Consider the following 13,781-nt stretch of genomic DNA (forward strand, 5'->3'; position numbering starts at 1 on the left):
AAAGTGCGCGAAGCGACGCGAGGGGCGCCGCTTTGTGTTACTTCAGGTAGCCCGCCGAGCCGAACCAGTCCAGCGCGTCGCGCAGCCCTTCGCGATACGGGCGCGCACGGTAGCCGAGCTCGCGCTCGGCCTTCGCCGACGTGAAATACATCTTGTTCTTCGACATCCGTAGCCCGTCGACGGTGACGAACGGCTCCTTCTTCGTGAACTTCGCGACCGCTTCGGCGCCGACCGCGAGCGGGTACAGCGGCCAGCGCGGCAGCGCGATCGTCGGCGCCTTGCGGCCCGTCATCTGCGCGATGTCCGCGAGCATCTGCTGCAGCGGCAGGTTCTCGCCGCCGAGGATGTAGCGCTCGCCGATCCGGCCGCGCTCGAGCGCGAGGAAGTGGCCGTGCGCGACGTCGTCGACGTGCACGAGGTTCAGCCCCGTGTCGACGAACGCCGGAATCTTGCCGAGCGCGGCCTCGACGATGATGCGGCCGGTCGGCGTCGGCTTCACATCGCGCGGGCCGATCGGCGTCGACGGGTTGACGATCACGGCGGGCAGCCCTTCGTCGGCGATCATCCGTTCGACCGCGCGCTCCGCGAGCACCTTGCTGCGCTTGTAGACGCCGATCGCCTGCTCGGCCGTGAGCGGCCGGTTCTCGTCGGACGGGTCGCCGGCGCTCGTCACCTTCAGCGTCGCGACGCTGCTCGTGTAGACGATCCGCTCGACGCCTTCCGCGCGGGCCGCGCGCATCGTCGCGACCGCGCCTTCGAGGTTCGCGCGTTCGATCTCGTCGGGGTCGGGCGCCCACAGCCGGTAGTCGGCCGCCACGTGCAGCAGGTAGCGCACGCCGCGCAGCGCGGCGCGCATCGACGCTTCGTCGCGCATGTCGCCGGTGACGATCTCGGCATCGAGATCCGCGACGTTCGTGCGCGGGCTGGTCGGGCGCACGAGCACGCGTACCGCATAGCCTTTCTGCTGCGCGATGCGCGCGACGGCCGAGCCGACGAAACCGGACGCACCGGTGACGAGAACGAGATCGCGGGAGGTATCAGTCATGCGTTTCCTTCGGGGCCGCGCGGGCGGCGCGGCGGTTGGGCATCGGCGAGATTGTACGTGGTCGGCGTGCGCGGCGACGCCCGGCCGGCGCGTGTGCGAAGCGGCCGACGCGACTACAATGCCGGGCTTGAATGCAACGGGAGGGCGACGCGATGAGCCGCAATGAACTGGACGAACGGATCGAGACCTACTACGTGCGGGTGCGCGGCGTCGTGCAGGGCGTCGGCTTTCGTCATGCGACGGTGCGCGAAGCGCATGCGCTGAAGCTGCGCGGCTGGGTCGCGAATCTCGAGGACGGCACCGTCGAGGCGATGATCCAGGGCCCCGGCGCGCAGATCGACCGGATGCTCGCGTGGCTGCGTCACGGGCCGCCCGCCGCGCGCGTGACCGAGGTGACGTTCGAGGAACGCCTGACCGAGCGGCGCTTCGAGCGCTTCCAGCAACAGTAAGCGGCGCAAAACAATCATGACGGGGTATCCGGAAGCCGGGCGCGGCCTCATGCTGTCGGTGATGGCGTCGACGCTGTTCGCGCTGATGTCGGCTTACGCGAAACTGCTCGCGCCGCTCACGGGGCTCGACATCTTCGCGTGGCGCATCGTGTGGACCGCGCCGTGCGCGCTCGCGCTGATCGCGCTGCGCGGCCGCTGGCCGGTGCTCGTCGAGCTTGCGCGGCGCAGTGCGCGCGACTGGCGCCTGCTGATCGCGCTGCCGGTGAGCGCGGCGCTGCTCGGCGTGCAGCTGTGGCTGTTCCTGTGGGCGCCGCTGCACGGCCGCATGCTCGAAGTGTCGCTCGGCTATTTCCTGCTGCCGCTGACGATGGTGCTCGTCGGCCGCTTCTACTATCACGAACGGCTCGACCCGCTGCAATGGGCGGCGGTCGCGTGCGCGGCGCTCGGCGTCGCGCACGAGGTGTGGGCGACGCGCGCGTTCGCATGGCCGACGCTGGTCGTCGCGCTCGGCTATCCGCCGTATTTCGTGCTGCGCCGGCGGATCAACGCCGATTCATTGGCCGCCTTCGCGATCGAGATCGTGTTGCTGGGCCCCGTCGCGCTGGCGATGGTCGCGACGAGCGCGACGCGGGTCGCCGGCCATCCGCTGCTGTGGGCCGCGCTGCTGCCGGGGCTCGGCATCCTCAGCACGCTCGCGCTCGCGAGCTACCTGAAGGCGAGCCGGATGCTACCGATGGCGCTGTTCGGGATTCTCGGCTACGTCGAGCCCGTGCTGCTCGTCGCGGTGTCGCTGCTGCTGCTCGGCGAGACGCTCAGCGTCACGCAGCTCGCGACGTACGGACCGATCTGGGTCGCCGTCGCGCTGACCGCGTGGCACAGCGCGATGCTGATGCGGCGCTTGCCCGCGCGCGGATAACCGCATCGTCGCGATGCGCCGGCCGTGCGCAACGTGCCGCGCATCGCGTGCTTCGTCGATCATCGAACCGCGCTTTTGTCGCTGCCGAGTGCTCGCCGAATCCATCGATACTGACCACCAACTGGCGCCGTGCTGACGCGAATCTGGCGACGCCGCCTGCCTTGCTGCGCAATGCTCGCGCTTGTAATCGAAGAGAAGATTCGGTTGCACTTTTTTACTTAGGGTCTCCCCTGATCGGCCATTAGACTGATCTGACCGACTTCCCTTCGTATGCAGCTTTTCATTGACGTCCTCCGCTCCCCCTAAAGGGAGAGGATTCCCACACCTGGCGATGCACGTCCGTATCGGAGAATGTTCAGCGCAGCGTTGATATCTCGATCATGCTCGACACCACATCTGCTGCAGGCCCACTCTCTTATTCGCAGTCCCGCGATACCTTTCGGCCGCGTCGTGCTGTCTTTCGACCCGCACGACGAACAGGACTGGGTCGAACCGCTTTCGTCGACTTCCTCGAACGTGGCCCCGTGCGCGATCGCTTTGTAGCGGAGCTTGTTTCGGAAAGACGACCAGGATGCGTCGTAGACGCTCTTCGCCATCCTGGTTCTGGCGAGCGTCGCGGCCGACACGTTGCCGACCGCGATGTAATCGAAACGCCGCACCAAATCGAGCGCGAGCTTGTGTTGGAAGTCGGCTCGGGCATTCGCGACCTTGGCGTGCAGCTTCGCGATATGCCGCGCGTGCTTTCGCGCTCGTTGCGCTTTCGCCAGCTTTTCCGCCGCTCGTCGACCGAACCGGTCATTGGGCAGTTTCTCGCCGGTCGAAAGTGTGGCGAAGTCTTTCAGGCCGAGATCGATGCCCACACCGGAACGGATCGGGCGAGCCTGAACATCCGGCATCTCGATCACGATATTGAGAAACCAGTTGCCGCGTGCATCCTGCGCAAAGTTGGTGCCGTCCTTGATCTTGCCTTCGGGAAGCGGTCGGCTGTTGAACACGCGAAAGGTGTTGCCGGCAAAGCGAAACGCGTCACCCTCGCGCTTCAGGTCACGCCCCTTCAGCGGCACCCAGCCCAGCGATTTCCTGCCGCGATAGCGCAGGTAGGGCCGACGGTACTGACTGCGCGACTTCGCATATTGCTCGCACGTCGCGTTGATCGTGCCGGAGTGGATGCCGAGTTCCTTGCTGCTGCCGGTCGTCAGCACGTTCAGGTCGAATCCCGTCGGCCACTTCTTGTTCCACTTCAGCGCGTGCTTCTGCGTGTCATTGCAGAAGTTCCAGACGTAGTTCACCGCGCGGCTCTGCTTGTTAAGCAGTCCGTTGAGCGATTTCACCCGGTAGCGATAGACAAGGATCATGCCGGCCATTTTAACGGTGGAATGCCGCTGTCAAACAGCGGCGCTCCTTTCCTCCCCGTCCTGAAGGACAGGGGTTCTCGGGAGCAACTGATGAACGGTCACCTCCGTGCCAAGCCGGCCGGGTTGGCGCGATGCGGGCATACGCGTATCGCCGCCGATCGCGCTCGCCGTCTCTCTTCCGCTCCCTTCCCCGGTGCGCGTCGCACCGCCGCCGTGCAGGTGCGCTCATGTCGTTGAGCCCGCTGCATTCCGCCACGGTGCAGCCGTCGCGCAGCGGCCGCCTGATCGAAATCGACTTCTTCCGCGGGCTCGTGCTGTTGATGATCGTCGTCGATCACATCGGCGCGAGCGTGCTGTCGCGCGTGACGCTGCACGCGTTCGCGCTGTGCGATGCGGCCGAGGTGTTCGTGTTCCTCGGCGGCTTCGCGACCGCGAGCGCGTACGGCGCGATCGCCGAGCGGCACGGCGCGCGCGCCGCGCAGCAGCGTTTCGTGCGGCGCGCGATGCAGATCTACCGCGCGTTTCTCGCGACGTCGACGTTGATGCTCGTCGTGTCGGCCGTGCTCGACCACTACGGCATCGATGCGCCGAACCTCGCGCTCGACGACGTCAGCGTGATGCTCGCGTCGCCGCTCACGGGGGCAGCCGAGCTGCTGACGTTCCAGCGCCAGCCGTATCTCGCGTCGGTGCTGCCGATGTACGTGCTGTTCGCGCTCGCGTCGCCGGTGCTGGTGCCGTTCGCGCGGCGCCATCCGTGGCTGCTCGTCGCGATCAGCGTCGCGTCGTGGCTCGCGGCGGGCTGGCTCGGCCCGGAGCTGCTGGACACCGACGGCTTCCGCTGGAGCTTCAACCCGTTCGCGTGGCAACTGATGTTCGTCGCCGGCGTGCTCGCGCGCTGCCAGCCGTTCTACCGGCGCGTCGCGCTCGGCCGCTGGGGCGCCGCGGCGACCGGGCTCGCGTGCGCGATCGTGCTCGGTTGCGCGAGCTACAAGCTGTTCTCGGGGCTGCCGGTGCCCGAAGGCGTGCTCAAGCGCGATCTCGCGCTGCCGCGCGTCGTGAGCTTCGCGGCCATCGCGTGGCTGATGGCCGATTGCGTGCGCTTCGGCTGGATCGCGCGGATCGCGCAGGGCGTGCGGCCCATCGTGGCGGTCGGCCAGCGCGGGCTGATCTGCTTCGTCGCGGGTGCGGCGATCTCGCTCGTGATCGATTCGCTGCTGCATCCGGTCGTGCGCAGCGCCGATCTGCGGCATGTCGGCGTGGGCCTGGTGGCCGACGCGTGCGCGGTCGGGCTGATGATGGCGGTGGCCGGTTCGGGAACGTGGATCGCGCGATGGCGCGCCGCGGCGGCGTAGGCGCGCGCGAGGGGTGCATGCGGCGCGGCAGGCGCCGCGCCGCATCAGTGAGGTGAGCCGATACGGGAACGGGGCGTGGCGGTCGGGTCGTCGGATTCGGCGTCGTCGCGCTCGTCCTGCGCCGGATCGTCGTGCTCCGCGAGGACCGCGTCGGCTTCGGCCGCGGCCCGGGCGGCGCGCATCGCGGTACAGCGCTGCGCGTGCCGGATGTCCGACAGGATCCTCAAAAGCCGCGTCGTCTTGCTTTTCATCGTGTTCTCCCGCCAGTGCGCATCTCGCGAAGCGGATGCATTGTCTGCAACCAGTGTAGGACGCGTTCGCGCGCCTCGCGGGAGAATGTGGCGTGCACGCCGCACGCCGAGGGATAGTACTTACTGCGCGGCGGCAGCAGCCTGCGCCTGCAGCGCTTCTTCGCGGCGCTCTTCCGTGCAGCGCTGATGCTGGCGCGACAGGCGGTTCATCAGCGGCAGCAGCAGCAGCGCGAGCAGCATGCCGATCGCGGCGAGCCAGCCGAGCTTCTCGAACAGCGACAGGTAGAGCGGCAGCGATTCGGTAGCCGGCAGTTCGTGCGACGGCATCTGCGCGAAGTTCGCGACGACGCTGCCCAGATACTGCGACACGCCCGTCGCGACGAAATACGCACCCATCATGAAGCCGCTCATGCGCGCCGGCACGTAGCGGGCGATCATCGCGAGGCCGAGGCCGCTCACCAGCAGCTCGCCGAGCGAGTACAGGCCGTAGCCCCACACCATGAACCACGACGACACGCGGCCGTCGACCGCGTAGCGCCCGCTGATCGTGAACACCAGGTAGCCCGCGGCGACCGCGCCGAAACCGAGCGCGTACTTCGCGGCGACCGGCAGGTCGCGGCCGCCCTTCGCGACGGCGTTGTAGACCCACACGAGCACCGGGCTCAGCAGCATGATCCAGATCGGGTTCAGCGCCTGGAACTGCGCGGCGCTCCACGTGAACAGCGTCGTGCCGAACAGCATGAAGCGCGGGTCGACGTTGCGCAGCGCGAACAGCGTCAGCGACGTCGACATCTGCACGTAGAAGATGAAGAACAGGATCACCTGGCCGATCAGCACGAGCGCCGCGATCAGGCCCGCGCGCTCCGAGCGCTCCGACTTCGCGATCATGTACGCGAAGATCGCGAGGATCGCGAACGCCGCCGCCCACACGCTGGCGACCGCGAGCTGCTTGTGCTGCAGCACGTACAGCGTGATCAGCGCGAGCGCGACGCCGCCGGCCGCGACCGCGCCGAGGCGCTTCCAGCGGATCGGCTGGTCGTCCGGCTGCGAGCCGACGTGCGCGAGCGTGCGGTGCATCAGCATGAAGTTGAGGATCGCGAGCAGCATGCCGCCGCAGCAGACCGCGAACGCGGTGTGCCAGCCCCAGTGATCCTTGATCCACGGCGTGGCGAGCATCGACACCGTCGAACCGATGTTGACCGCCATGTAGTAGATCGTGAACGCGCTGTCGATGCGCGCGTCGTCGCCTTCGTAGATGCGGCGCACGAGGTTCGCCGCGTTGGCCTTGAACAGGCCGTTGCCGACGACGATCACGCCGAGCGACGCGTACATGTACGTCAGCTGATCGTTCGGCACCGCGAGCATCAGGTAGCCGGCGCACAGCACGGCCGCGCCGATGATCATCGTGCGGCGCGCGCCGAGCACCTTGTCGCCGATCCAGCCGCCGATCGACGGCGCGGCGTAGACGAGTGCGGTGAACGCCCCCCAGGTCAGGTTCGCGTGGCTGTCGGTGAAGCCGAGCCGGTCGACCATGAAGAGGACCAGGAGCGCGGCCATGCCGTAGTAGCCGAAGCGCTCCCACATTTCGATGAGGAAGACCGTCGTAAACGATCGGGTCTGTGAAACAGGTGCGTGCATCATCAATCTCGTTTGAAACGGACGGCGCGGATTGCGCGTCGCCTTGGGGGTCGAACTGGCGCCGGAGCACTGTGGCCGGGTAGGCTTGCGTCGGCGATGGAGCAGTCGGGCGGTTAGCCCGGGCCGGGGTCGGACTCCGCCCGACACGGCGGAGCGCGGCCCCGACCGGCGCGCGAGTGGTAACGTTCGCCGGTCCGGTGCGTCAGGTTCGCGCCACTTAGGGAAACTCCCGATATGGCAGCAGCTTTCAGGAACATTTGTCTCATCATCTACTTGTAAGCTTGACGCCCGTTCTCCGCAGATTCCCGGAGAGCCGCTTGCAGCTTGCCTGTGAAGCCTGCGAGTCTGGCAAGATAGCGCGTCGTTTCGCTCGCTTCGGGCCCTGTTTAGTGCACCGGGCTCAACGCCGAAGACGTGTGCGAACCTGAAGATTAAGCTATCTCCAATTAACTTAGTTACTTTCCATCAAACATTTTTTGACGACCACTTTTCGGCCTGCTATGGTTCCCCCCACTGAAAACTCGCGATCGGCAGACGCTGTCGCACTTGGCAGCAAGATTCGCGCGTTGCGCCAACGTCTGAAGCGCACGCTCGACGACACCGCTACCGCCGCGGGGATTTCGAAGCCGTTTCTGTCTCAAGTCGAGCGCGGGCTCGCGTCGCCGTCACTGACGTCGCTGGCCGGTATTGCCCACGCGCTCGGTGTGACGGTGCAGTACTTCGTGGATACGCCGAGCGAAGAACGCTCGGTTTGCCGAGGCGATCAGTTGCGCTTCTTCGGGTTTGCCGATTCGGCGAACCTGTTCGCGAGGCTGACGAACGTGTCCGAAGGGCGCCAGCTGGAGGCGATCCTCGTGAGGATGCCGCCGGGGCAGAAACGGTCCGAGGTGACGACACATGCAGGAGAGGAGTTCCTGTACGTGATTGAAGGGGAAGTGTCGCTGACGCTGGAAGGCAAGACGTTCGTCCTGCAGGCCGGCGACAGTTCGCACTATCAGTCGACGGTCCCGCACAGCTGGGTCAACACCGCGAAGATCGAGTCGGTGGTGGTCTGGGTCGGTACGCCGCGACTGTTCTAACGCACGGGTATTCCTTCGTTTCTTCGACGGAATGCCTGTCGAAAGAAATGTAAGGAATACTAACATGCAATACGAGAACCACGGGCCTCCTCAATCGCTGCCCCCGTCAGCGTCTCACGCGTAAGCCGCGGCATTCGCCGCGCGACGCCCACCGAACAACCTTCTCAAGACTGCCACGATGAAATCCTTGCATGCCATGTCGGCCGTGCTGGCCGCGCTCGCCCTGACGACGCCCGTCGCCCACGCCGTAACCGTTCCGTCGAACGTCGCGCTCGCTCCCCAACAGGACCTGACGCGACAGGTGCCGGCCGAAGTCGAGTCGCTCGACCCGGCGCACATCGAATCGTGGACCGGCAACACGATCGGCCTCGACCTGTTCGAAGGGCTCGCGCGCATCGATGCGGCCGGCCAGGTCGTGCCGGGCGTCGCGCTGTCGTGGGAACGCAAGACGCCGCAGACGTGGATCTTCAAGCTTCGCCACAACGCGAAGTGGAGCAACGGCCAGCCGGTGACGGCCGCCGATTTCGTCTATTCGTGGCAGCGCCTCGTCGATCCGAAGACGGGCTCGAAGTACACGATCCTCGTCGAGTTCATCAAGAACTCGAAGGACATCATCGCCGGCAAGGCCGCGCCGACGACGCTCGGCGTGCGCGCCGTCGATCCGTACACGCTGGAAGTGACGACCGACGTGCCGGTCGCGTTCTTCCCCGAACTGACCGCGATGGCGCCGCTCGTGCCGGTGAACAAGGACGTGGTCGCGAAGTTCGGCGACGCATGGACGCGTCCGGGCAACCTCGTCAGCAACGGCGCGTACCAGCTCGTCGACTGGCAGCCGAACAACCGCATCGTGGCGACGAAGGACGCGAAGTACTGGAACGCGTCGAAGGTCGTGATCAACAAGGTCACGTACCTGCCGATCGAAAGCGACGAAACCGCGATGCGCATGTACCAGGCCGGCCAGATCGACTACAGCTACTCGATTCCGTCGGGCATCTTCCAGCAGGTCAGCAAGCAGTTCGGCGGCGAACTGCGCCCGGGCCTGCAGCTCGCGACCTACTACTACTACCTGAACAACAGCGACGCGGCGCTGAAGGACAAGCGCGTGCGTGAGGCGCTGTCGATGGTGATCGATCGCGACGTGCTCACGTCGAAGCTCACGCAGGCCGGCGAGAAGCCGATGTACGGGCTGATGCCGAACGGCACGAAGGGTGTGCAGCCGTTCACGCCGGAATGGGCGTCGTGGCCGATGGCCAAGCGCATCGCGACCGCGAAGGACCTGCTGAAGCAGGCCGGCTATTCGGACGCGAAGCCGCTGTCGTTCACGCTCACGTACAACACCAACGACCTGCACAAGAAGGTCGCGCTGTTCACCGCATCGGAATGGCGCACGAAGCTCGGCATCACCACGAAGCTCGAGAACGTCGAGTTCAAGGTGCTGATGAAGCAGCGGCATGACGGCAAGGTGCAGATCGCGCGCGACGGCTGGTTCGCCGACTACAACGACGCGATGACCTTCTTCGACCTGATCCGCTGCGGCAGCTCGCAGAATACCGTCGGCTACTGCAACAAACAGGTCGACGCGCTCGTCGAGGAAGGCAACCAGAAGCTCGACGACAAGGCGCGCGCCGCGCTGCTCACGCAGGCGCACGACATGGCGCTGAACGACACGCCGATGGTGCCGCTGTTCCAGTACTCGGCCGACCGTCTCGTGAAGCCCTACGTGGGCGGCTATTCGCTGAAGAACGTGATCGACATGCGTGCTTCGCAGGACATGTACCTGATCAAGCACTGAGCGGAGCGATCATGCTGGCCTACGCATTGAGGCGCACGTTGTGGGCGGTGCCGACGATCCTCGCGGTCATCACCGTCTGCTACCTGCTGCTGCATTTCACACCCGGCGGCCCGTTCGATACGGAGAAGCAGCTGTCCGCCGCGACGCTCGCGAACCTGAACGCGAAGTACCACCTCGACGAGCCGCTGTGGAAGCAGTACCTGCTGTATCTCGGCTCGCTGCTGCACGGCGATCTCGGCCCGTCGTTCCGCTACGTCGACTGGTCGGTGAACGATCTCGTGAAGAAGGCGCTGCCCGTGAGCCTCGGCGTGGGCGGCGTGTCGATCCCGATCTCGATCGTGCTCGGCGTGCTGCTCGGCACCGTCGCGGCCGTGCGCCGCGACAGCGTGATCGACCGCTTCGTGATGCTGATCGGCAACTTCGGCAACGTCGTGCCGCCGTTCGTGCTCGGCCCCGTCATGGTGTGGATCTTCGCGATCCTGCTGAAGACGTCGGCCGGCAACGGCTGGCTGCCGGCCGGCGGCTGGGGCGACGGCGGCTGGCAGTACCGGCTGCTGCCGATCGCACTGCTGACCCTCATCAACGTGTCGCTGCTCGCACGCGTGATGCGCGGCTCGATGATCGAGACGCTGTCGAGCAACTACATCCGCACCGCGCGTGCCAAGGGCCTGCCGGGCTCGACGATCGTGCTGCGCCACGCGCTGAAACCCGCGCTGATGCCGGTCGTGTCGCTGTTCGGCACGGTCTGCATCACGTCGATCACGGCGGCCGTCGTCACCGAATCGGTGTTCGCGCTGCCGGGCGTCGGGCAGCTCGTCGTGAACGGCGCGATCAACCGCGACTACACGCTGGTGCTCGGCCTCGTCGTGATGACGACCGTCTTCGCGGTGCTGTTCAACCTGCTGGTCGACCTCGCGTACGCGTGGCTCGATCCGCGCATCCGTTATTGAGCGAGGCACAGCGATGACTCCGACCACTCCCGCCGTCGGCCTGCCCGTGCAGACCGATTCGCCGCCGCGTTCGCGCTCGCCGCTCGAGCTCGCGTTCGCGCGCTTCCTTCACAACCGCGCGGCGCTGTTCAGCCTCGCGCTGCTGGTGCTGATCACGCTCGCATGTTTCGTCGGCCCGTGGCTGCTCGCGGCCGATCCCGCCGCGAGCGACTGGGGCTCCATCAGCCTGCCGCCGACCTGGGCGAACCAGCACTGGCTCGGCACCGACGAACTCGGCCGCGACCTGCTCGTGCGCACGCTGATCGGCGGCCGCGTATCGATCGAGGTCGGCCTGCTCGGCACGCTCGTGTCGGGCCTGTTCGGCGTCGCGTGGGGCGCGACCGCGGGCTTCGCGGGCGGCCGCGTCGACTCCGTGATGATGCGCGTCGTCGACATGATGTACGCGATCCCGTACCTGCTGATCGCGATCCTGATGATGACCCTGTTCGGCCGCTCGTTCATGCTGGTCGTGCTGACCATCAGCGCGTTCTCGTGGATCGACATGGCGCGCGTCGTGCGTGGCCAGACGCTGTCGCTGCGCAATCGCGAGTTCGTCGATGCGGCGCGCGCGATCGGCGTGTCGCCGGCGTCGATCGTGCGGCGCCACATCGTGCCGAACCTGCTCGGCGTGGTCGTCGTGTACGCGACGGTCTCGGTGCCGAACATCGTGCTGACCGAATCGGTGCTGTCGTTCCTCGGTCTCGGCGTGCAGGAGCCGATGACGAGCTGGGGCGTGCTGATCCAGGACGGCGCGCAGAAACTGGAATCGATGCCGTGGCTGCTGCTGGCCCCGGCCGTCATGCTGTGCGTGACGCTCTACTGCGTGAACTTCGTCGGCGACGGCCTGCGTGACGCGCTCGACCCGAAGGATCGCTGAAGATGGCAGCTCTACTGGAAGTTGACAACCTCGGCGTGCGCTTCACGCGCAAGGATGCACCGCCGATCGACGCCGTGAACGGCGTGTCGTTCTCGCTCGAAGCCGGCAAGACGCTCGGCATCGTCGGCGAATCGGGCTCGGGCAAGAGCCAGACCGTGATGGCGCTGCTCGGCCTGCTGGCCGGCAACGGCACGACGACCGGCACGGCGCGCTACCGCGGCGACAACCTGCTCGACATGAATACGCGCGCGCTGAACGCGGTGCGCGGCGACCGGATCGCGATGATCTTCCAGGATCCGATGACGTCGCTCAATCCGTTCCTGACGATCGAGCGGCAGATGACCGAGACGCTGCAGCTGCATCGCAAGCTGTCGCGCAAGGCAGCCATCAAGCGCGCGATCGAGGCGCTCGAGTCGGTGCGCATTCCCGATGCGGCGCGCCGCATCCGCATGTATCCGCACGAGTTCTCGGGCGGCATGCGCCAGCGCGTGATGATCGCGATGGCGCTCTTGTCCGAGCCGGAAATCCTGATCGCCGACGAGCCGACCACCGCGCTCGACGTGACCGTGCAGGCGCAGATCATCGACCTGCTGCGCGAGCTGAATCGCGAGCGCGGCACCGCGATCGTGCTGATCACGCACGACATGGGCGTGGTCGCCGGCCTCGCCGACGACGTGATGGTCATGTACGCGGGCCGCACCGTCGAATACGCGCCGGCCGAATCGATCTTCGCGGCGCCGTCGCATCCGTACACGATCGGGCTGCTCAACGCGCTGCCGCGCCTGACCGACGCGGTCGACGCGCCGCTCGTCGCGATTCCCGGCAACCCGCCGATGCCCGGCAGCGCGCCGGCCGGCTGCGCGTTCGCGAAGCGCTGCACGTATGCGGAAGAACGCTGCGGCGCCGAGCGCCCGGCGCTCGAAACCTATGGCGCCGCGGACGCGGTGCGCGCGTGCCACCGGCCCGTGGCCGATTTGATCGGAGGTCTGCGATGAGCGTCGATGAACGCCGCCAAGCCGGCGCGACGGACGACACGCTGCTGTCCGTCGACAATCTGAAGGTGCATTTCCGCGTGCCGCTCGGCGGCTATCCGTGGTCGCCGAAGGGCACGCTGCGCGCGGTCGACGGCGTGTCGTTCGACGTCAAGCGCGGCGAGACGGTCGGGCTCGTCGGCGAATCGGGCTGCGGGAAATCGACGCTCGCGCGGGCGTTGATCGGCCTCGTGCCGATGACGGCCGGCACCGTGAAATGGCGCGGCCAGGCCGTGGCGCCCGATCACCTGCGCGGCACCGCGATGCGGCGCGAAGTACAGATGATCTTCCAGGATCCGCTCGCGTCGCTCGATCCGCGCATGACGATCGAGCAGGTCGTCGCGGAGCCGCTCGTCACGCACCAGCCGGGCCTCGGCCGTACCGAAGTGCGCCGCCGCGTGATCTCGATGCTCGAACGCGTCGGCCTGAACGCGCATCACCTGCTGCGTTATCCGCATGAATTCTCCGGCGGGCAGTGCCAGCGCGTCGGCATTGCGCGTGCGCTGATCAGCGAGCCGAAGCTCGTGATCTGCGACGAGCCTGTGTCGGCGCTCGACGTGTCGATCCAGGCGCAGATCGTGAACCTGCTACGCGACCTGCAGCGCGATCTGTCGTTGTCCTATCTGTTCGTCGCGCACGACCTGGCGGTGGTGAAGGCCATCAGCCAGCGCGTGCTCGTGATGTATCTCGGCCGCGTGATGGAGTTCGGCACGCGGCATGACGTGTACGGCGTGCCGCAACACCCGTACACGAAGGCGCTGCTCGATGCGGCGCCGACGCCGGAGCCGGCGCGCGAGCGTGCTCGCCGCCCGATGCTGCTGGCGGGCGAGATGCCCTCGCCGCTCAACCCGCCGTCCGGCTGCGCGTTCCGCACGCGCTGCCCGGTCGCGATCGACGCGTGCGCGCAGGACGTGCCGCTGCCGGAAGTGCGGCAGGGGTCGGCGGCGCGCGTCGCGTGCATCCGCGCGGGCGCGGCGTGATGTGACGTGACGCAGCAAACATAACCA

The 13,781-nt window shown here is 66.9% G+C and carries 13 protein-coding genes; 9 read left to right on the forward strand and 4 right to left on the reverse strand.

Annotated elements, in window-relative coordinates:
* Nucleotides 1–37 precede the first annotated feature (37 nt).
* Nucleotides 38–1,045: a hopanoid-associated sugar epimerase gene (gene hpnA / locus HWW87_RS32480; protein ID WP_011353724.1), complete on the reverse strand. Its 1,008-nt coding sequence runs from the start codon at nt 1,043–1,045 to the stop codon at nt 38–40.
* Nucleotides 1,046–1,197: 152 nt separating this feature from the next.
* Between hpnA and HWW87_RS32485 the strand changes: the two genes are divergently transcribed.
* Together HWW87_RS32485 and rarD are read left to right on the forward strand one after the other, a co-directional pair.
* Nucleotides 1,198–1,494, forward strand: coding sequence for an acylphosphatase (locus HWW87_RS32485; protein ID WP_166956050.1), 297 nt, complete (start codon nt 1,198–1,200; stop codon nt 1,492–1,494).
* A 16-nt stretch (nt 1,495–1,510) separates the two neighbouring features.
* Nucleotides 1,511–2,410 (forward strand): EamA family transporter RarD, encoded by a 900-nt coding sequence (gene rarD, locus HWW87_RS32490; protein ID WP_175823735.1) that lies wholly within the window; start codon nt 1,511–1,513, stop codon nt 2,408–2,410.
* A gap of 302 nt (nt 2,411–2,712) precedes the next feature.
* Here rarD and HWW87_RS32495 read toward each other — a convergent pair whose 3' ends face one another.
* A complete protein-coding gene (locus HWW87_RS32495; RefSeq protein ID WP_175823736.1) occupies nt 2,713–3,765 on the reverse strand; it encodes an RNA-guided endonuclease TnpB family protein in 1,053 nt (350 codons plus the stop codon).
* A 227-nt stretch (nt 3,766–3,992) separates the two neighbouring features.
* Here HWW87_RS32495 and HWW87_RS32500 point away from each other — a divergent pair, with 227 nt between their 5' ends.
* Nucleotides 3,993–5,117, forward strand: a complete 1,125-nt coding sequence (locus HWW87_RS32500) for an OpgC domain-containing protein (protein WP_175823737.1) — start codon at nt 3,993–3,995, stop codon at nt 5,115–5,117.
* A gap of 44 nt (nt 5,118–5,161) precedes the next feature.
* Here HWW87_RS32500 and HWW87_RS32505 read toward each other — a convergent pair whose 3' ends face one another.
* On the reverse strand, nt 5,162–5,368 hold the full coding sequence (locus tag HWW87_RS32505; RefSeq protein ID WP_174432851.1) for a hypothetical protein: 207 nt from the start codon (nt 5,366–5,368) through the stop codon (nt 5,162–5,164).
* 120 nt (nt 5,369–5,488) lie between these two features.
* Nucleotides 5,489–7,009, reverse strand: coding sequence for a peptide MFS transporter (locus HWW87_RS32510; protein ID WP_175823738.1), 1,521 nt, complete (start codon nt 7,007–7,009; stop codon nt 5,489–5,491).
* 497 nt (nt 7,010–7,506) lie between these two features.
* Between HWW87_RS32510 and HWW87_RS32515 the strand changes: the two genes are divergently transcribed.
* The 6 genes from HWW87_RS32515 (at nt 7,507) to HWW87_RS32540 (ending at nt 13,754) form a co-directional block, all read left to right on the forward strand.
* On the forward strand, nt 7,507–8,085 hold the full coding sequence (locus HWW87_RS32515; protein ID WP_011548888.1) for a cupin domain-containing protein: 579 nt from the start codon (nt 7,507–7,509) through the stop codon (nt 8,083–8,085).
* Between the two features lie 178 nt (nt 8,086–8,263).
* Nucleotides 8,264–9,877 (forward strand): peptide ABC transporter substrate-binding protein, encoded by a 1,614-nt coding sequence (locus HWW87_RS32520; RefSeq protein ID WP_175823739.1) that lies wholly within the window; start codon nt 8,264–8,266, stop codon nt 9,875–9,877.
* A gap of 11 nt (nt 9,878–9,888) precedes the next feature.
* The gene (locus tag HWW87_RS32525; RefSeq protein ID WP_050013372.1) at nt 9,889–10,827 is read left to right on the forward strand and encodes an ABC transporter permease subunit; all 939 of its coding nucleotides are present in this window, start codon (nt 9,889–9,891) and stop codon (nt 10,825–10,827) included.
* 13 nt (nt 10,828–10,840) lie between these two features.
* Complete coding sequence (locus tag HWW87_RS32530) at nt 10,841–11,743, forward strand: ABC transporter permease subunit (protein ID WP_174432848.1); 903 nt, start codon at nt 10,841–10,843, stop codon at nt 11,741–11,743.
* A 2-nt stretch (nt 11,744–11,745) separates the two neighbouring features.
* Complete coding sequence (locus HWW87_RS32535) at nt 11,746–12,738, forward strand: ABC transporter ATP-binding protein (protein ID WP_175823740.1); 993 nt, start codon at nt 11,746–11,748, stop codon at nt 12,736–12,738.
* Nucleotides 12,735–13,754 carry an oligopeptide/dipeptide ABC transporter ATP-binding protein gene (locus HWW87_RS32540; protein ID WP_175823741.1) on the forward strand — a complete coding sequence of 340 codons (1,020 nt, stop codon included), beginning with the start codon at nt 12,735–12,737 and terminating at the stop codon, nt 13,752–13,754. The genes HWW87_RS32535 and HWW87_RS32540 overlap by 4 nt, the downstream gene beginning before the upstream one ends.
* The last annotated feature ends 27 nt before the right edge of the window (nt 13,755–13,781 follow it).

The organism is Burkholderia sp. BCC0419, assembly GCF_902830285.1.
Taxonomy (GTDB): domain Bacteria; phylum Pseudomonadota; class Gammaproteobacteria; order Burkholderiales; family Burkholderiaceae; genus Burkholderia.